15 protein-coding genes are annotated in these 18,082 nt (G+C 57.4%); 10 read left to right on the plus strand and 5 right to left on the minus strand.

Annotated elements, in window-relative coordinates; genetic code table 11:
- The first annotated feature begins 39 nt into the window (after nucleotides 1-39).
- The 8 genes from AC4EYZ_RS01385 (at nucleotide 40) to AC4EYZ_RS01420 (ending at nucleotide 10,712) form a co-directional block, all read left to right on the plus strand.
- A complete protein-coding gene (locus AC4EYZ_RS01385; protein ID WP_022523791.1) occupies nucleotides 40-3,015 on the plus strand; it encodes a xanthine dehydrogenase family protein molybdopterin-binding subunit in 2,976 nt (991 codons plus the stop codon).
- On the plus strand, nucleotides 3,012-3,839 hold the full coding sequence (locus tag AC4EYZ_RS01390) for an FAD binding domain-containing protein (protein ID WP_022523792.1): 828 nt from the start codon (nucleotides 3,012-3,014) through the stop codon (nucleotides 3,837-3,839). The genes AC4EYZ_RS01385 and AC4EYZ_RS01390 overlap by 4 nt, the downstream gene beginning before the upstream one ends.
- Nucleotides 3,823-4,338, plus strand: coding sequence for a (2Fe-2S)-binding protein (locus AC4EYZ_RS01395; RefSeq protein WP_022523793.1), 516 nt, complete (start codon nucleotides 3,823-3,825; stop codon nucleotides 4,336-4,338). The genes AC4EYZ_RS01390 and AC4EYZ_RS01395 overlap by 17 nt, the downstream gene beginning before the upstream one ends.
- Complete coding sequence (locus tag AC4EYZ_RS01400) at nucleotides 4,331-5,860, plus strand: AMP-binding protein (protein ID WP_022523794.1); 1,530 nt, start codon at nucleotides 4,331-4,333, stop codon at nucleotides 5,858-5,860. The genes AC4EYZ_RS01395 and AC4EYZ_RS01400 overlap by 8 nt, the downstream gene beginning before the upstream one ends.
- 31 nt (nucleotides 5,861-5,891) lie before the next feature.
- The gene (locus AC4EYZ_RS01405; protein ID WP_022523795.1) at nucleotides 5,892-6,695 is read left to right on the plus strand and encodes an enoyl-CoA hydratase/isomerase family protein; all 804 of its coding nucleotides are present in this window, start codon (nucleotides 5,892-5,894) and stop codon (nucleotides 6,693-6,695) included.
- A 145-nt stretch (nucleotides 6,696-6,840) separates the two neighbouring features.
- Entirely contained in the window at nucleotides 6,841-8,070 is a 1,230-nt protein-coding gene (locus tag AC4EYZ_RS01410; protein WP_089690937.1) for a benzoate/H(+) symporter BenE family transporter, read from the plus strand.
- A gap of 698 nt (nucleotides 8,071-8,768) precedes the next feature.
- Nucleotides 8,769-9,737 (plus strand): XdhC family protein, encoded by a 969-nt coding sequence (locus AC4EYZ_RS01415; RefSeq protein WP_022523797.1) that lies wholly within the window; start codon nucleotides 8,769-8,771, stop codon nucleotides 9,735-9,737.
- A gap of 114 nt (nucleotides 9,738-9,851) precedes the next feature.
- Nucleotides 9,852-10,712: a helix-turn-helix transcriptional regulator gene (locus AC4EYZ_RS01420; RefSeq protein WP_022523798.1), complete on the plus strand. Its 861-nt coding sequence runs from the start codon at nucleotides 9,852-9,854 to the stop codon at nucleotides 10,710-10,712.
- A 635-nt stretch (nucleotides 10,713-11,347) separates the two neighbouring features.
- Here AC4EYZ_RS01420 and AC4EYZ_RS01425 read toward each other — a convergent pair.
- Nucleotides 11,348-12,784: an IS1182 family transposase gene (locus tag AC4EYZ_RS01425; RefSeq protein ID WP_022519788.1), complete on the minus strand. Its 1,437-nt coding sequence runs from the start codon at nucleotides 12,782-12,784 to the stop codon at nucleotides 11,348-11,350.
- 285 nt (nucleotides 12,785-13,069) lie between these two features.
- On the opposite strand from AC4EYZ_RS01425, the gene AC4EYZ_RS01430 reads away from it, so the two are divergent.
- The gene (locus tag AC4EYZ_RS01430; RefSeq protein WP_022523799.1) at nucleotides 13,070-13,990 is read left to right on the plus strand and encodes a ketopantoate reductase family protein; all 921 of its coding nucleotides are present in this window, start codon (nucleotides 13,070-13,072) and stop codon (nucleotides 13,988-13,990) included.
- 39 nt (nucleotides 13,991-14,029) lie between these two features.
- Here AC4EYZ_RS01430 and AC4EYZ_RS01435 read toward each other — a convergent pair whose 3' ends face one another.
- A complete protein-coding gene (locus AC4EYZ_RS01435; protein WP_022523800.1) occupies nucleotides 14,030-14,623 on the minus strand; it encodes a LysE family translocator in 594 nt (197 codons plus the stop codon).
- Nucleotides 14,624-14,729: 106 nt separating this feature from the next.
- Between AC4EYZ_RS01435 and AC4EYZ_RS01440 the strand changes: the two genes are divergently transcribed.
- On the plus strand, nucleotides 14,730-15,179 hold the full coding sequence (locus AC4EYZ_RS01440; RefSeq protein ID WP_053857078.1) for an Lrp/AsnC family transcriptional regulator: 450 nt from the start codon (nucleotides 14,730-14,732) through the stop codon (nucleotides 15,177-15,179).
- 28 nt (nucleotides 15,180-15,207) lie between these two features.
- Here AC4EYZ_RS01440 and AC4EYZ_RS01445 read toward each other — a convergent pair whose 3' ends face one another.
- The 3 genes from AC4EYZ_RS01445 to AC4EYZ_RS01455 form a co-directional block, all read right to left on the minus strand.
- Entirely contained in the window at nucleotides 15,208-15,834 is a 627-nt protein-coding gene (locus tag AC4EYZ_RS01445) for a glutathione S-transferase family protein (RefSeq protein ID WP_022523802.1), read from the minus strand.
- Between the two features lie 197 nt (nucleotides 15,835-16,031).
- On the minus strand, nucleotides 16,032-16,925 hold the full coding sequence (gene mmsB / locus AC4EYZ_RS01450) for a 3-hydroxyisobutyrate dehydrogenase (protein ID WP_009286467.1): 894 nt from the start codon (nucleotides 16,923-16,925) through the stop codon (nucleotides 16,032-16,034).
- A gap of 37 nt (nucleotides 16,926-16,962) precedes the next feature.
- Nucleotides 16,963-18,078 (minus strand): enoyl-CoA hydratase/isomerase family protein, encoded by a 1,116-nt coding sequence (locus tag AC4EYZ_RS01455; RefSeq protein ID WP_022523803.1) that lies wholly within the window; start codon nucleotides 18,076-18,078, stop codon nucleotides 16,963-16,965.
- Between the last annotated feature and the right edge of the window lie 4 nt (nucleotides 18,079-18,082).

Consider the following 18,082-nt stretch of genomic DNA (forward strand, 5'->3'; position numbering starts at 1 on the left):
TTAGCTTTAAATTTTCGTGCATAAAAACAAGAGCTCGCCATGAATATGCAAAAAAGTATTGCCGAAGCCACCATCGGTCACATCGGAAGTCGTCAGGCTCGAGTCGAGGACGCAGCTCTGCTTCAAGGCCAAGGTCGCTACGCTGACGACATGGCGACACCACCAGGGACCCTGCAAGCCGCTGTTGTCCGTTCTCCCCATGCCCACGCCCGTATCCGTTCGGTGGATGCCTCACGCGCTCTGACTATGAAAGGCGTACATGGTGTGCTCACTGGCGATGACGTCAAGCGCTGGTCTAACCCGTTTCCAGTGGGCGTCAGAGCACCTATGGAGCATTGGCCTCTGGCTGTCGACAAGGTGCGCTACGTTGGCGAACCGGTCTGCGTAGTGATTGCCGACGACCGCTACCTAGCCGAGGATGCTCTGGATGCCGTTCAGGTCGAATACGAGCCGCTGACACCAATCATCGACCCCGAAGCGGCCACCCTAAATGATGCGCCGATTCTGCACGAAGCCGTAGGCAGCAACGTGGTAAACGAACGCAGCTTCCGCTACGGCGACCCGGAGCGGGCTTTCGCCGAAGCGCCACACCGCATCACACTGAAGGTTCAGTACCCGCGAAACTCCTGCACGCCGATTGAATGCTACGTGGTACTGGCGCAGTACCTGCCAGCCTCGGAAACCTATGATGTAATGGCCAATTTCCAGGGCCCCTACGCGCTGCACTCGGTAATGTGCCGGGCACTCAACGTGCCGGCCAACCGCCTGCGCCTGCGTACCCCGCCGGATTCCGGTGGCAGCTTCGGCATCAAGCAGGGGGTGTTCCCCTATGTGGTGCTGATGGGCTTGGCCTCGCGCAAGGTCGGTGCTCCGGTGAAGTGGGTGGAGGATCGCCTCGAGCATCTACAGGCCTCTTCCAGCGCCACCAACCGCGTCTGCGAAATTGAGGCCGCAGTGGAAGCCAATGGCCGCGTCACAGCCCTGCGCTACGACCAGATTGATGATTGTGGCGCTTACCTACGGGCCCCTGAACCAGCCACCTTCTACCGCATGCACGGTAATCTCAGTGGCGCTTACACCATCCGAAACCTGGCGGTGCGCAACCGGGTGGTGCTCACCAACAAAATGCCTACCGGACTGAACCGCGGATTCGGGGGCGGTCAGGTCTATTTCGCCCTTGAGCGGCTGATGCAACACGTCGCTGCAGAACTCGGCCTCGACCCGCTCGAGGTCATCCAGCGCAACCTGGTTCCCGCTGGCGTGTTCCCCTACCGCGCAGCAGCGGGCGCACTGCTCGATTCCGGCGACTATCCTGCTGCTGTGGAACTGGCGCGCCGTAAAGGCAATCTCGACGAGCTCCTACAGCGCCGTGACCAGGCCCGTGCCGAGGGACGTTTGTATGGCATAGGCTATGCCGCTGTGGTGGAACCCTCAATCTCCAACATGGGCTACATCACCGTCGCCATGACGCCCGAAGAGCGTCAGAAGGCTGGACCGAAGAATGGAGCAGTGAGCACTGCCACAGTCAGTGTCGACCCGCTCGGCAGCGTGACCGCTCACGTGTCCTCGACACCGCAAGGTCAGGGCCATCAAACAGTGGTCGCGCAGATCATTAGCGAGTTACTAGGTGTGAAGCTGGAAAGCATCAGCGTGAATGTCGAGTTGGACACCGGCAAGGACGCCTGGTCGATAGCCTCCGGCAACTACTCGAGCCGCTTCTCGGGCGCCGTCGCCGGGTCGGTGTATAACGCCACCTTGAAGATCCGTGAACGCATGGCCGCCATCGCCGCGGACATGTGGCAGGTATCCTCCACTGACGTCCGATTCGCCGACGGCAAGATCTTCGTAGAGAACGGCCCTAGCCAGCCCTTTCATCGTGTGGCTGGTACCACCCACTGGTCACCGGGCCTGCTGCCGGAAGGCGCAACGGGCGGTCTGCGGGAAACTGCCTTCTGGACGCCTCCCCAACTCGAGGCGCCGAACGACCAGGACTGCATTAACAGCTCTCTGTGTTACGGCTTCATCCTCGATTTCTGCGGAGTAGAGATCGATCGTGTCACCGGTCAGGTACGCATCGACAAGTACGTCACTACCCATGACGCCGGGCGCATTCTCAATCCAATGCTGGTCGAGGGACAAATCCTCGGTGCCTATTCCCAGGCGCTGGGCGTGGCGCTAATGGAAGAGTTTGCCTACGGCGAGGACGGCAGCTTCCTTTCTGGCACCCTGGCCGACTACCTGATCCCGACCGCACCGGAGGTAGTCGACCCGGTGATCCTGCACATGGAAACTCCCTCGCCCTTCACCCCGCTGGGGGCTAAGGGTGTCGGTGAAGGCAACAACATGAGCACTCCGGTGTGCATCGCCAATGCCGTAGCCGATGCGCTAGGCCGCTCTGACATCAAGCTTCCTCTGACGCCGTCGCGGGTTCGCTCGATGATCGGCATCGACGAGCCGGCGGCGCCAGAAGGTCTTGTTATGGATGCACCGAAGGTAGCCGGTGGTTCGGCCCTGCAGGCTAACGACTTGGTTGAGATTCCCGCGTCACCGCAGCAGGTATTCGACGCCATTCTCGACCCCGAGACGCTGAAGGCCATCATCCCGGGTTGCCACGCCTTGGAACTGGAAAGCGAAAACCATTACCGGGCCGACGTCACCGTCGGCGTGGGCATGATCCGCGCGCGCTTCGCCGCACGGGTCGCCCTGACCGACCTCGATCCACCGCACTCGCTACGTCTGTCCGGCTCCGGCAACAGCCCTATGGGCTCGGCTACCGGCAGCGCAAAGATCAACCTGGTGGCGCTGGAGAACGGGAATACACGGTTGGAGTACGCCTATGAGGCCGCAGTGACCGGTAAGGTCGCCGCCGTCGGCGGGCGCATGTTGCAGAGCGCCTCGCGCGTAATCATTGGCCAAATATTCACCCGTCTGGCCCAGCGGCTTTCCGGCAAGCCTATCGACACCAGCCTGTGGCAGCGCCTGCGCGCCCTGCTCGGCATGGGAGGTACGAAATGAAACCCGCCGTATTCGACTACGTCCGCGCGGCCAACAAGCGCGAGGTCCTGCAGCAGCTTACAGAGCACGGTGAACAGGCCCGGATCATTGCCGGCGGCCAGTCGCTGATGGCCGTTCTGAACATGCGCCTGGCCCAGCCGAAGGTGCTGATCGACATCAGTCAGGCCAGCGATCTGCATTATCTGAAGGTGGAAAACAACTGCCTTAAGGTCGGTGCGGCGGTGCGTCAGGTCGAACTGCTCGACCGTACAAGCTTAGTCGATGAAGTCCCCCTGCTGGCCCAGGCGATGCCTTGGATCGGCCACTTCCAGACGCGCAATCGCGGCACCGTGTGCGGCTCGGTCGCGCATGCCGACCCGAGCGCCGAAATTCCGCTGTGTCTGGTCACTTTGGGCGGCACTGTAGTGCTCGAATCGCTCAAGGGCAAGCGCCGCGAGGTTCCCGCCGCCGAGTTCTTCCAAGGCGTGCTAACCACTGAGAAGCGGCCGGACGAGATGGTCGTGGAAGTCCAATTTCCACTGCGTGAGGCCGACGTGATCTACCGCTTCTACGAGGTCGCCATGCGCCACGGTGACTTCGCCCTGGTGGCGCTCGCCGCCTGTATCCGTCAAGGCGAGGTGGACCTGGGTGTCGGCGGCGTCGCCGACCGGCCAACGTTGCGCCGCCTGCCCTTGGGGGCAGAACTGAAGGATTCACTCAATACCCTGGCCTGGTCGCTTGGCGCCCAAGACGACGTGCACGCCAGCGCACCCTACCGCCGCCAGCTGGTGCGGGAACTGGGCCAACAACTGATCGAGGACAACGACCATGCACGTGCGAGCTGATCAGCGCTTCCCCATACAGATAGAACTCAACGGCCGTCAACGTGAAGGGCTCGCCGAGCCACGCATGCAGCTGTGTGATTTCCTGCGACACGAATTGGGCACCACCGGCGTTCATGTCGGTTGCGAACACGGCGTCTGCGGCGCCTGCACCGTGCTGGTCGATGGCGTTGCCTCACGCTCCTGCCTAATGCTCGCCGTGCAGGCCCACGAGCGCCGGGTCGACACGGTGGAGTCGCTGTCACGCGACAACATCATGAACGACCTGCAGCAGGCCTTCAGCCGCCATCACGCTCTGCAGTGCGGCTTCTGCACCGCGGGCATCCTAATGTCCTGCGTGGAATTCCTCGAGCGCGTCCCGAGCCCGGACGAAACCCAAGTTCGCGACATGCTCTCCGGGCATCTGTGCCGCTGCACCGGCTACACCGGCATGGTCCGGGCGGTGCTAGAAGTGGCGCAGCAACGACAAGTAACACTTGTGGAGAACAACAACGATGTTTGACCTTGGACGCAGCTTTCTCGCCGCGGTCGAGCGGCGCCCTAATGCCATAGCGATCAGCGACGGCGACCTGAAGAAGAGCTACGAGGCTTGGTTCAGCGACATCCAGCGTGCCGCGCACGGGCTCGAAAGGCTCGGCCTGAAAAAAGGTGACCACCTCGTGGCGGTAATGCAGAACCGCTGGCAGATGGCGACCCTGCACTGGGCCTGCCAGTTCAGCGGTATCATAATGACCCCGCTCAACTGGCGCTCCTCCGCCGACGAACTCGCTTGGTGCACCAATGACGCCGAAGCGCGTGTGGTTATCCATGACGATTCAGCCCAAGAAGCCGTTGCCGGTTGCGGCAGGAGCACCTGGCAGTGCGTCAGTGTTGGCCAGCCGGGCAACGATAACGCGATCAGCTTCGAAGAACTGTGCGCCGAAACGCCGAGCGAAATCATCCTGCGCGCCGACCCCGAGGACTGGTCGTTGATGCTCTACACCTCCGGCACCACCAGCCGGCCCAAGGGCGTGCCGCGCCGCCACCGCGCCGAACGCGCCGCCGCGGTCGCCCACTTAGCGCAGAACATGTATAGCCAAGAGGAATGCACCCTCGGCGTGATGCCGCTCTACCACACCATGGGCGTGCGTTCGCTACTGTCGATGGCATTGCTAGACGGGCATTTCGTCTGCGTGCCAAAGTTCGATGTGGAAGCCACGCTGGACGCCATCGAGCGCGAGAAGATCACCAACCTGTACTTGGTGCCGACGCTCTACCACATGCTGATTGAACATTCGGCCTTCAGCCCCGAGCGGGTAGCCAGCGTCACCAAGTTAGGTTTCGCCGGCGCGTCCATGAGCGATGGGCTGCTGCAACGTGTCGAGGCCGCGTTCAAGCCGGAGCTGTTCGTCAACCACTATGGCAGCTCGGAAATCTACACCTTCACCATCGACCAGAAGGCCAGCGCCAAGCCTGGCTCGTCTGGTCGCAGCGCGCTGAACCAACGCATTCGCGTGGTGGCGCTGGGCAGCGAGTCGCCGGACGACCTCTGCAAGCACAACGAGGAAGGCCAGATCATCGCCGACCTGTCCAGCGACGAGGCCTTCGAAGGCTACTGGAAGCGGCCCGACGCCGATGCCAAGTCGATCCATGAGGGTTGGTACTTCACCAGCGATACTGGCTTCTTCGACGAGGACGGCGACCTGTTTGTGACTGGTCGTGTCGACGATCTGATCATTACCGGTGGCGAGAACGTCAGCCCGGCGGAGATCGAGAACGCCCTATCGCTGCACCCTGCGGTCGAGGAAGTCGCCGTGGTCGGCCTACCCGACGAACAATGGGGCAAGCTGGTCGTCGCCTTCATCAAGCTGCGTCATCCGATTACTGAGGAAGAGCTGGACGCCCACTGCGTATCCTCGGGTCTGGCGCGCTTCAAGCGCCCGCGCCGCTACGAATTCATCGACCAGATCCCCAAGTCCCCGGTCGGCAAGATCTTGCGCCGCGTACTGGTGACCGATTACGGCCACCCCACTTCCGCCAACTAACACTATTGCTTTACACGAGGAAAGAACTTACATGAATACTCAGCAGATCGAACAATTCCTGAGCACTGAGTTCGACGGCTTCACCGTGGAACTGAACCTCGAGCACGAGCGCGGGGACATCATCCTCGGCCGCCCGCCGTTCAACGTCATCGCCATGAGCCAGCGTGACATCCTGCGCCAGGTCTTTGAAGCGTTTGATGCCCATTCCGGGATCCGGGTGATCGTGTTACGTGCCCAAGGCGAACACTTCTCGAGCGGCGGCGATATCAAAGGCTTTTTGGAGGCCTCGCCGGAGCACGTTTCTAAGCTGGCCTGGAACGTCGCCGCGCCGGAGCGGTGCACTAAGCCGGTGATCGTGGCCAACCGCGGCTACACCTTCGGCGTCGGCTTCGAGCTGTCGCTGGCCTGCGATTTTCGCATTGCGTCGGAAACCACCCGCTATGCTCTGCCCGAGCAAAACCTCGGCCAGATTCCTGGCTCTGGCGGCTCGGCTCGGCTACAAAAGATGATCGGCATCACACGCACCAAGCACATCGTTATGCGCGCCAAGCGCATCTCCGGCCAGCAAGGTTATGACTGGGGCTTCGTCACAGAGTGCGTGCCCGACGCAGATCTAGAAAGCACCGTCGATGCGATGGTCGATGAACTGCGCCGATTCTCGCCGCTCGCCCAGCGTACGGCGAAGAAACTGATCAACGACAACGAGGACGCATCACTAAAGGTCGCCATTGAGATGGAAGGCCACTGCTACAGCCGCCTGCGTAGCTCGGCGGACTTCAAGGAGGGCGTCGAGGCGTTCCACAGCAAGCGTCCGGCCGTATTCCGCGGCGAGTAATACCTATGTGACTGCGACGGTTGCACGTCTGGGCAACCGTCGACCTAGCACCTGATGGCCTGTATGGGCTAAGCGCTAAGCGCCCCGCCACCGTATGCCAAACCGCCCTGACTCTTATAAAACAATTAACTAGCGGAGCACACCCATGTCTAGCCCCGTCGCACCCGATGCAAACGCTTCCCATGCCGAACCAGTTACGAAGACCCCCTTGCGCCATGCATTCAACTCGAAGTCCATCAGTGCAGGTGTTGTCGCCGCGCTGTTCGGTTGCACTGGCCCTGCGCTGGTCATTATCAATGCCGCCGAAGCAGGGGGCCTGACCAATGGCCAGACGGTCGCCTGGCTGTTCGCCGTGTACGTGCTGGGCGGCCTGATCAGCCTTTTCATGGCGCTGCGTTATCGTCAGCCGATCTGCGGTGCCTACACCATTCCCGGCGCAGCGATCCTGGTCGGTTCGCTCAGTGTCATTCCCTTCAGCGAGGCTATCGGGGCCTTCATCATGAGCGGCCTGCTAGTGCTGATCCTCGGTGTCACCGGGTTGATCGGCCGGTTAATGCGCTGGCTACCGATGCCGATCGTGATGGCGATGATCGCAGGTGCGCTGATCCGCTTCGCCACCGGTGCGGTGGACTCGGTTGTCACCGCGCCCATCATCGCAGGAGCCGCGGCGCTGAGCTTCTTCCTCGTTACTCGGTTCGCCAAATCGGTACCACCGGTGCTGGTGGCTGGCGTTGTTGGGCTGGTCCTGGCCTTCGCCATGGGCCAACTGCAGCCGGCTGACGTGAATATCGGTTTCGTCATGCCGGCTTTCACCCTCCCTAGTTTCTCTCTGGACGCTTTCCTGGCTATCACCATCCCGCTGACGGCACTGGTGATTGGTGCAGAAAACGCTCAGGCGACCGGTGTGCTGATTACAGAGGGCTACCGCCCTCCGGTCAATGCAATGACGGTAATCAGTGGCATCGGAGGCATGCTCGCCGGGCTACTCGGCGGTCACAACGCTAACATTGCCGGCCCGATGACCGCCATATGCTCCTCTGAGCAGGCCGGTGAGGACCGCAACCTGCGTTATGGTGCAGCCTTGGTGAACGGTGCGCTGTTCGCGCTGTTCGGCTTATTCGCCGGGCTTGCCGTACCATTCATCCTGGCTTTCCCCAAGGCGCTGATCGTCGTGATCGCTGGCCTGGCCATGCTGGGCGTACTGCTCGGCGCACTGCAGCAGGCCTTCCAAAAGGGCGGTTACTGCCAGATCGGCGCCTTTATTGCGCTAGCCGTGGCGATGAGTCAGTTCTCCTTCATGGGCATCAGCTCGCCATTCTGGGCACTGTTGTTTGGAGTGTTGGTATCCGGGCTACTGGGCGAAATCAAGCGCTGATCGGATGCGACTACCGTACCAGGCGCACGGTAGTCGCCTTTAGTGGACTGTGATTACGCGCACCAAAATTCATTAATAAACAGTGCTTTACCTATATTCCTAACTTTTCCTCAAGCCGGTCAGGACGACGACCACGCCCTGCAGCGGCATTTGTGGTGTCGTCGCAATACGGTCGGTTCCGTACAGGCGATGTCGATTCATATAAACACAACTATAACTAACAGATATTCGAGCTTGGCTATGGGGTTCTCAATGAATTGTCGGCGCGTGACCAAATTCGGTTCCAGCTATCAGTGCCTCGAAGGTTAACTGACTGGAACACTCCTCTCCAGAGCTGCACAGGCTATAGTGCAGACATAAAGAATAAGATGAAAAACGACCTCATCACTCCCGAGGTCAAGGGCTAAACCTAGATAAAGGAGGCGCAGCGCAACATAAAAAAACTGATTCAGGGCAAGCCCTGTTGATCCCTGAGAGCAGCATGAGTCTGAGCTGCGGTGAAAAAAGGGGCCTTGGGCTAAGCCAGAGCCATTATCAAACGCCGCTAGAGCCGGTGCTACAACGAAGAACGGCCACATCGGTCTCTTAGCTATAAAATCCGGGCATACTCTTCAGTAGCAACGTGGATGTGCAGAACCGTAGACATTACAGACTTACGCGGCGCCTCATGCGACCGCGCCCATAACGAGGATGCTGTTATGCGTCAACTCGACCTTCAGGTCGTTCACACCGCTTTGCAGTGGGCTCGCAAGGGTCACTCCTTTTGGCTGTGCACGGTGCTTTCAACCTACGGCTCGGCACCCCGTACACCCGGCGCGATGCTGGCCGTGCGGGCGGACGGCCAACTCACCGGCTCCCTTTCGGGCGGCTGCGTCGAGGAAGCCTTTCTCGAAAGTCTCGCTGACGGCGAGCTGCGTGCACCGACCCAGATCGTCCTGTATGGGGAGAGCGATGAAGAGCGTCAGCGGCTGCAACTGCCGTGCGGCGGTGTTCTTAAGGTACTAGTCGAGCATCGCGCACCGGACAAAACCTGGGTCGACCATCTGCAGGGCATGTACAACGCACTGCTCGGCCAACATCGGTTGGTGCGTGAACTCGACCTGTCCTCCGGTGCCTTCGTGCTCATGGCGGACGATCATGGCGGCGAGATTGCGCAGCTCCTGAACGAACGCGTGCGAATACGCATCGGCCCTGTGCTTAGGCTGATTCTTGCCGGGTTGTCGCCGGTGGCCGAATACTGCGCCAGCTTCGCTCGTACCATCGGCTGTGAGGTGATTGCCTGTGATCCGCGCGAAGAGATGCTGCGACGCCCACCCGAGGGAGTTCAAGTACATCCAGTGCTGCCTTCCGAATTCATCGCCGCTGGCCATTGCCACGAAGCTACCGCTGTGGTCGCACTGACCCACGACCCACGCATCGACGACCTGGCGCTGATGGAAGCAGTGCGCTCTCCGGCCTTTTACATCGGCGCTATGGGCTCGCGGCAAACCTCCATCCGGCGTGCTGAACGGCTGAGCCGGGTCGGCGGACTGTCTTCACAGCAGATCGCGCGTATCCACATGCCTATCGGGCTTGACCTCGGCAGCAAAACGCCTGCCGAGATCGCCTTGTCAGTGGTCGCCGACGTACTGCGCGTTTATCACGGGAAAGGTCGCGATGCGCTCTGAAACGAAAGTAGTAGACTTGTCGCTGGTCGACCTACACCTGCCGCGGCAGGTTGGGTGATAAACTTATAGAGCACACCATCCTGCCACTACACCCGCGACCATAAGGAGCTAGCGATGTCCACCGCGCAACGCGTCTTCCACGGCAAGTTCGGGAGAGTCGCCCTCCTCGATATGGACCGACCACTTGTAACCCATTCGCACCACGAATGCCATGTGCTGGTGAAAGTGTCAGGCTCCGACACATTTTTCAACGTCAATGGCTATCAGGTACCTCTTACCGACCGCAATGCGGTACTGATCAACGCTTGGCAGCCGCATTTCTTTGATTACCAGCCCAGCGCCGAGCAGACACAGATTCTCGCACTCTATATCGAACCGGCCTGGCTGGCTGAAGCCCAGCATACGTTAGCCCTTAGCTCGCATCCGGGATTTTTTGCCCAGCCTAGTATTGAGCTTAACAGCAAGAAACGGGCGATGGCCGACCGGTTAATAGCCGAGGCCTATAGTGCCGGGCTAATTCCCCGAGAGCACATTGAATTTTTACTATTCGACTTTCTAATCGAGCTTATCGAGGATTTCTCGCAATGGAAGCACCTGTGCCGCCTCGGCACTCAGATGCGCCAAGGATTCAATGATGCACGCATCCGCCGTGCTTGCGCCTACCTGCAAACCCATCTTGACGACCCTGATTGCGTAGCCAACGCTGCAAAGGCCGCCGGGTTATCCCGTGCGCACTTCTTTACCTTATTTCGCAAAGACACTGGCATGACACCAAGGCTCATGCTCAATGATGCGAGAATGCGGCGGGCCTTCATTTGGCTTGAGCGAGAGCGCAGCGGTACTCTAGGCCAACTCGCTGAGAACCTTGGCTTTACCGAGCAGGGTCACTTTACTCGATTCTTCCGCCAACACATTGGCGCATCTCCAAGCCAGTATCGATGTGTAGTGGACAGTTATTGGACAGGAGATACGTGACCACGATAGCGTGGCCCACGAGGTCTTCGCGAGCCTAGCTCAACGAACATAAAGATAAAAGAACTTGCTCTTTGTGCGTTTAATATGAGCTTGTACAAAAACACCAGCAAAAACTGAGACTAAAATCGACACTCACCGCAATAAGCCTACTTATCTAGGTTGGTAAATATCTTAAGGAAACGTTGAACAATTCGTCTCGGAGCAACAGAAGCATTCAACGTGGACTTTATTATTGTCTCAGTCATAGATATTTAACCACCTCAAGTAGCCTGCTTACCTGGCAGCCGTGTTATCCGGCTGGCAATACTGAATCGCCCCGGGTTTTTTAGACACTACCTGGTCTTATACTTGGGGTTTGAGAGGGTAGCCTGAATGGTCGATTTGAGTTCGTGGATAGATTATGTGGTGTTACATTAGCTTTAATTAATTGACCGCTTTGGGTCCTGGCCGTGTGAAAACAAAATAAAACTAGTCTGACTCAAGAGTCTTCCCCTTCAGCTGCCCGTTGGCCCCTTCTGAGCCATGGCTACGATAATCGCCGACCGCTGCTGTTGTGAGATGTGACAATTATAGAATCATCAGAAACCAACTACATTCGTGATCACGGCCCTAGAAGGCAGAGAAAAAAAGGGCTGTTACGCCCTCGCAGCCCTCATCAACACACTGACTCCCAAGATCTTTATGACGCGCTTCAGGTTGTACGCCAATACATGAAGACTCATTTCTGTGCTCACATTTCTAAACCGCTTTGTCGTGAAGTGTGTCGCCCCCATCCAAGCCTTGAGAGTGCCAAACGGATGCTCCACGGTTTGTCGCCTTAGGCGCATCATCTCTGGATTCCAATCGAGACGTGACTGTGCAGCTTCAAGCACATCTTCATGTTCCCAACGCTTGATCCGTCGTTGCTTGCCTGTCGTGCATTTTTCTTTCATGGCGCAGCTTGCACATGCTGAGCTCCAGTAAGCATGGAGTTTCATTCCTTTTTCTATCGTTTCATATCGCCATATGAGCCGCTGACCAGCAGGACAGGAATATTCATTGCTTTCAGGGAAGTATTGAAATGCGCCTCTTGGAAAAAAGCCCTTTGCCTGGTTGGGCGATGTCATCGGCTTGGGGAGATAGGTAGTTATCCCTTCCTTATGGCAGTCGAGAATTTCCTCACCTTTAAAGTAGCCTCTGTCAGCCACGACCTTCAGCTCATTGATGCCAGTGGCTTCACGAGCTTGCTTCGCCATATTGAAGAGCTGCCCCCGATCATGCCCGACGTTGGTCACCTCATGGGCCACAATCAGATGGTGCTGGCTATCAACAGCTGTCTGCACGTTGTAGCCTACTGTCCCGGTGCCTCTGCCACTGGTGGCCATCGCCCTGGCATCTGGATCCGTCAAAGATACTTGCTGATCGGGAGATTGTAGCCGCTGTTCCTCAACTGATTGTAATCGTGTCGTTTCTTCCCTTAGCTTTATAATTTTCTCCTTTAGATGTTTCGTCTTAGCCTCGGCCAGGGCGGGCTCCGAGCGATCGGCTGCATCTAGCTGACCGAGGTACCGGTTGAAGCTTTCTTCGATCTGCTCAAGGCGACGCTTCATCTTGGTCGCTGTGAAATTGCGATTACGGTTGTTGACGGCTTTGAACTTGCTGCCATCGATGGCCACGATGGCTTGAGAGAACAGTTCCAGTCGCCGACAAAGCACGATGAACTCTCGACACACACAGCGGATGGCATCGCCATTGTCCTTTCTGAAGTCTGCAATCGTCTTGAAATCCGGTGTCAGACGCTCTGTCAGCCACATCAGCTCGACATTGCGCTGCGTCTCGCGCTCTAGGCGGCGACTCGACTGGATGCGATTGAGGTAGCCGTAGATATAGAGCTTCAGGAGTACAGCGGGATGATAGGCGGGCCTACCTGTTGCATGCGGATCGACGCCCTTGAAACCAAGTCCTCTAAGATCGAGACCTTCTATGAACGCCTCTATGGCACGGACAGGGTTATCGTCTGCGATGAAATCGTCTAAAAGCGCAGGGAATAACGTACTTTGATTTCGGGCCTCGCCTACCACGAATCGCTTCATCACTATTTCCTCAGCGAACCTCGTCAAAGTATAGCGACCATCACGTTTTCACACAGCCTCGGTCGCTAGCAAACTTTCCTCAACGCTTTTTTAAAAGAAACACACCTAGCACGACTTCCCAACCAACAACCCATCCTCAAAATCTTCTTAGCTTTACGCTAGCAGACTATGCTTACCGGCGTCACTATCAAATAGTCCCGTTCCTAGTGCTTTTTTCTACCTTCGCCTCCTTACATTGAACGCGGTAAGCTTGTCGGCATTCCCGCTGATGATGATGTTTAGACAATGACGACCCACTGGATTCTTGGTCCTGGCGCGATTGGCCGATTATTGGCGCATTCGCTGGCACCATTTGCAGAAGTGGCGCTGATCGGCCGCCGTGACTTGCCCGCGCAGCAGAGGTTAATGACGCCGGAGGGCGAAGCGCGTACCCAGCGCTTATCCTCGCTTACCGCTGGGCAGTTGGCGGTTGATGCGCCTGAGCCGCCTGCGCTTGTGCATATCACTACCAAAGCTATGAGCGCTGAGGCGGCGCTGGAAAGCGTTGCTGACTCCCTATCCCCCATTACGCCGCTGGTGCTGTGGCAAAACGGTTTTTTGGCCCAGCCTCGTATTACCCAGACGTGGCCAGGGCCGGTGCTGTGTGCGACCACCACGGAAGGGGCTTACTTAACCGGTGATGATGGCGTGGTGCATGCGGGGCGTGGGCATACCTTTTTGGGCGATTTAAATAACCACCACGGCGCTCTAGCGGAAGAACTGGCGCAAGCATTAACCCAGGCAGGGCTTGCCGCCACAAAGGTGAGTGATATTCGCCAACGCTTGTGGCAGAAGCTGGCGGTGAACGCGGCGATTAACCCACTGGTGGCATTGAATAGCGTACGTAACGGCGAGTTGCGCGGTGAAGCTTATGCGGGCCGGATGGTGGCGGTGGTAAAGGAAGTCGCGACGATTATGCTGGCCGAGGGCATTGCGCCGCCCAATGATGGCAATGGTGAAGATGAGTGGTTGGCGTTGGTGTGGCAGGTGGTGGAGAACACGGCAAACAATAAGGCTTCGATGTTGCAGGACGTGGAGGCCAAACGCCCCACCGAGCGCGGGGCTATATTGGGGCCGTTGATTGAGAGTGCCCAGCGCCATGGGTTAGCGTGCGAGGTTTTGCAGGCGCTGGATAATGAGTTGGCGGAGGTTGAGGCGAGCTTTTAGGCATTACCACGCGTTACCCCATTCCTACATTGTACAGGCTTAATGGCTTAGCACCGGGTATAGCGACGCGATTAACAGCAAAGCCATGGTGATATTGAATATGCGATAACGACGGTGGCTGGTCAGCCATTGGCGCACCATGATGCCCAACCAAGCCCATACCGAGATAGCGGGAAAGCTGATAATGACAAACACACTGGTCACCATCAGCACCGAGAAGATCGATTTGTTGGGGGCGTAGAGCGTAATGGCGGAAAGGCCCATGGCCCAGGCTTTGGGGTTTACCCACTGAAACGCTGCGGCTTGTAATAGCGTCATCGGACTACCTTTATGATTGCTCTCGTTGAGAGGTGTGGCTGTTGCGATTTTCCAAGCTAACCACAACAAATAGCCCGTCGAGAGGATGCTTAGCCATGTGTTGAGTACCGGATAGGCTTCAAATAGCGCCATTAAACCACCGCCCACCACCAGCGTTAGCCCACTCAACCCCACCACTATGCCGAACATATGGGGCAGCGTTTTTTTAAAGCCGAAGTTGGCGCCAGAGGCCAGCAGCATCAAGTTGTTAGGGCCTGGGGTTACCGTCGTGACAAATGCAAACGCTGCCAGCGCTGCTAAAACCGACGAGGTCATTGCGCCTCTCCTTGCGTTTATGAGTAGTTAGAGAGGAATTTTACGAGCTTCAAGGCGCAACTTTTGATTTAATCACACCCTCTTTTCACTATTTATGCAACAAAACATGAAGATTGACGCGATTGATCGCAGAATATTGCAAGTACTAAAACAGGACGGAAGAATCAGCAACGTGCAACTAGCTCAGCGCGTTGATCTCTCTCCTTCTGCCTGTTTGCGGCGAGTTCAAGAGCTTGAAAAAAATGGTGTAATCAAGGGTTACCGTGTCGTAACCTCACCTGAGCACATGGGCAGAGGTTTTGTGGCCTATGTCACAGTGGGCTTATCGTCACACACCAAAGCTGCCCAGGAGGGGTTTGAGCGAGCCATGTTGGTGGCCCAGGAAGTAGCTGAGTGCCATAACATTGCAGGCTCTTTTGAATATCTGCTGCGAGTGGAAACCAAAGACCTCAGCAGCTATAAGCGTTTTCATACCGATGTACTTGGCACCCAAGCCCATGTGAGTGCCATCTCTACCCATATTGTGATGAATTCTTCAAAGGATGAGCGAGGCTAACCCCCACTCTTCCATCAAAGCCTGCTATTTACGTAACAGGAATCACCACCACTTTTTGGTAGGCGGGACGTTCAGCGATTTGTTGGTACCAGCGTTCTAAATGGGGGCGCGGCTGCCAGGTTAAGCCGATATGCCATAAGTTGTAGATAAAGGGTGCAACGGCAATATCACCCAGGCCAAACTCATTGCCCGAGAAGAACGCTTGTTTAGCCAGCACGTTATCCATCAACTCAAACAGCTCTTCACACGCCTGCATGCCCGCTTCAATGGCAGCATTATCGCGTTTTCCGGGTGGGGTTCTGACATAGCCCATCAGGATCGTGCGGTGCCTGGGTGACAGGGTGCTGTTTGACCAATCCATCCACTTTTCTGCCTGCGCCCGTTCGGCGGGGGCTTCGATCCATAGCTTGCTTTGCCCGTACTGCGCGGCAAGGTAGCGAATAATCGTATTGGATTCCCACAGCACGCTGTTGGTGGCGTCATCTTTGAGTAGCGGCACTAGCCCGGTGGGGTTCATGGCCAGGTATTCCGGAGTGTTGTTGACCCCGTGCTCCAAGCCAGCCTGGATCTGCTCAAACGGCAAATCCAGCTCTTCTAGCACCCAGCGCACTTTTTTGACGTTGGTGGAGTTATTGCGGCCCCAAAGCGTGATCATGGCAGTCCTTGTATATGAGCAGTTTCTTTAAGTTTGCCCGCCCTTGAGATCGGAGACAAGCTGTGGCTTTGGTGGGATAGCTGGGGCGGCTTCGCCGCCCTCTCGCGGGTGCCTCGTTTCTCGCTGCGCTCGCTACTCGTTACCACGCGCTACAAAACCTATTCACCACTCACCATTTACCATTCACACCTCACACCTCACTCTTTATCCTGATAAAACTGCATCAGGCTTGAGAAGTCGAGTTTACCATTGCCTTTGGCTTTATGCAGGGTGAACAGTGAGCGGGCGGCGGAGCCCATGGGGACTGCGGAGGCGCTTTGCTGACTGACATCCATGGCGAGGCCTAAGTCTTTGATCATTAGATCGACCTGGAAGCCACCCTGGTAGTTTTTGGAGGCCGGTGCGTTTTCCATGACGCCTGGGTAGGGATTGTAAACATTGAGCGCCCAGTTACCGCCGGAGCTCTGCTTCATGATTTCCGAAAGCACCGCGGGATCCAGGCCGTTTTTGACGCCCATATTGATCGCTTCGCAGGTGCCCGCCATCAAGATAGAGAGCAGCATGTTGTTGCAGGCTTTGGCCACCTGCCCTGCGCCGTGATCTCCGGCGTGGAAGATGTTTTTGCCCATGGCTTCCAGCACCGGCTTGGCCAGCCTGAACTCGACCTCGCTGCCGCCCACAATAAAGGTCAAGGTGCCCGCTTGAGCGCCGCCCACGCCACCGGAAACCGGCGCATCGATAAAGCCGATACCCAGCTTCTCGCCCTCTTCAGCAACACCTCGGGCAGTGGCACCGTCAATGGTAGAGCAGTCGATGACCAGCGCTCCACGTTTGATCACTTCAAACAGCGGCGCATCGTCTTCAATATATAGCCCGCGTACATGCTTTCCGGCGGGCAGCATTGAAATAATAAAATCGGCGTCGGTGGCAGCTTCCTGGGCCGAGAAAGCCACTTCACAACCATTCGCTTTGGCGGTCTCTTGCGCCTCTTGAGAAAGATCAAAGGCGCGCACGTCAAAGCCCGCTTTTACTAGATTGGCAGCCATGGGGCCGCCCATATTGCCCAGGCCGATAAATGCGATGGTGTTCATTTTATTATCCTTATTAGCCGGTAATGGGAAGATTATATTAGCGTAGATCCGCCAGCGGATTTTGCGACCATGCGGAAGATAGTAGCTCGTTGATAAAGCTCTCCTCTACCGAGGCCACATCGGGATACGTCCAGTTCGGTTGCCCGTCTTTATCGACCAGCAGTGCGCGCACACCCTCAGGGAACTCACGGTGTCGGCAGCACTGTACCGAGAGCGACATTTCGGATTGGAACACTTCTGCCAGCGACATATGTTTAGCCCGCTTTAGCTGCTCATCAATCAATTTCACTGACACCGGGCTACCGTGGGCCAGCGTTTTCTGTGCCTTACCAAACCACTGATTATCGCTTTTTACCGCCGTAATAGCGGCGACAATTTGCTCCACGCTGTCGTGATCCATCAACTCGCGAATCAGCGGCGAGTGCTGGTAAACGGGCGCTTCCAACTCGGCAAATACAGGCTGCGATGTTTGCTCAAGCTCACGCATGATGCGGTTAACCACCCCGTTAGCATCGGTATTCTCACCGGCTCCCCACTGTGCGTCGGTCAGTTGCTGCAGCATGGCATCACGGTGGTGGCTGGCGATACAGCGGTCAGCCAAACCTAGATGAACGGCATCTGGCGCATTGATCTGGCAGCCGGTCATGGCTAGAAAGCGCCCTGCGCCGTTGGGAAGCCGGTTTAAAAACCAGCTGGCGCCGACATCGGGGTAAAGCCCGATGGTGACTTCCGGCATTGCCAAACGCGAGGTCTCGGTCACGACACGGTGGCTGCTGGCGCTTAACAGCCCCATGCCGCCGCCCATCACAATACCATTGCCCCAGCAAATCACCGGCTTGGGGTAGGTATGGAGTAGAAAATCGAGCCGATACTCGGTCTCGAAAAAGCGCTCCGGAAAGCTGGGGTCGCCTTCGCCGGTAATCGTTTTATACAGATTCACCACGTCGCCACCGGCACAAAACGCTTTTTCGCCTGCGCTATCCAGCAGCACCGCTACCACCCGCTCGTCGGTGGCCCAGTCGCGAAGGCGCGGCAGCATCTCTTCACACATCTCAAGCGTTAAAGCGTTCAGCGAGCGCTCGGCATTGAGCTTAACCTCAGCAATTACGTGGCCGTCTTGGGTGGCGTGTTCGGTAAACAGTACGCTGCTCATTGGC

It is taken from the genome of Vreelandella sp. 162(4c) (assembly GCF_058152265.1).

Coding starts and splice junctions, on each gene's coding strand:
- AC4EYZ_RS01405 (WP_022523795.1), top strand. CDS start 5,892: ATGAATACTCAGCAGATCGAACAATTCCTGAGCACTGAGTTCGACGGC.
- AC4EYZ_RS01425 (WP_022519788.1), bottom strand. CDS start 12,784: ATGAAGCGATTCGTGGTAGGCGAGGCCCGAAATCAAAGTACGTTATTC.
- AC4EYZ_RS01395 (WP_022523793.1), top strand. CDS start 3,823: ATGCACGTGCGAGCTGATCAGCGCTTCCCCATACAGATAGAACTCAAC.
- AC4EYZ_RS01385 (WP_022523791.1), top strand. CDS start 40: ATGAATATGCAAAAAAGTATTGCCGAAGCCACCATCGGTCACATCGGA.
- AC4EYZ_RS01410 (WP_089690937.1), top strand. CDS start 6,841: ATGTCTAGCCCCGTCGCACCCGATGCAAACGCTTCCCATGCCGAACCA.
- mmsB (WP_009286467.1), bottom strand. CDS start 16,925: ATGAACACCATCGCATTTATCGGCCTGGGCAATATGGGCGGCCCCATG.
- AC4EYZ_RS01440 (WP_053857078.1), top strand. CDS start 14,730: ATGAAGATTGACGCGATTGATCGCAGAATATTGCAAGTACTAAAACAG.
- AC4EYZ_RS01435 (WP_022523800.1), bottom strand. CDS start 14,623: ATGACCTCGTCGGTTTTAGCAGCGCTGGCAGCGTTTGCATTTGTCACG.
- AC4EYZ_RS01430 (WP_022523799.1), top strand. CDS start 13,070: ATGACGACCCACTGGATTCTTGGTCCTGGCGCGATTGGCCGATTATTG.
- AC4EYZ_RS01415 (WP_022523797.1), top strand. CDS start 8,769: ATGCGTCAACTCGACCTTCAGGTCGTTCACACCGCTTTGCAGTGGGCT.
- AC4EYZ_RS01400 (WP_022523794.1), top strand. CDS start 4,331: ATGTTTGACCTTGGACGCAGCTTTCTCGCCGCGGTCGAGCGGCGCCCT.
- AC4EYZ_RS01420 (WP_022523798.1), top strand. CDS start 9,852: ATGTCCACCGCGCAACGCGTCTTCCACGGCAAGTTCGGGAGAGTCGCC.
- AC4EYZ_RS01445 (WP_022523802.1), bottom strand. CDS start 15,834: ATGATCACGCTTTGGGGCCGCAATAACTCCACCAACGTCAAAAAAGTG.
- AC4EYZ_RS01390 (WP_022523792.1), top strand. CDS start 3,012: ATGAAACCCGCCGTATTCGACTACGTCCGCGCGGCCAACAAGCGCGAG.
- AC4EYZ_RS01455 (WP_022523803.1), bottom strand. CDS start 18,078: ATGAGCAGCGTACTGTTTACCGAACACGCCACCCAAGACGGCCACGTA.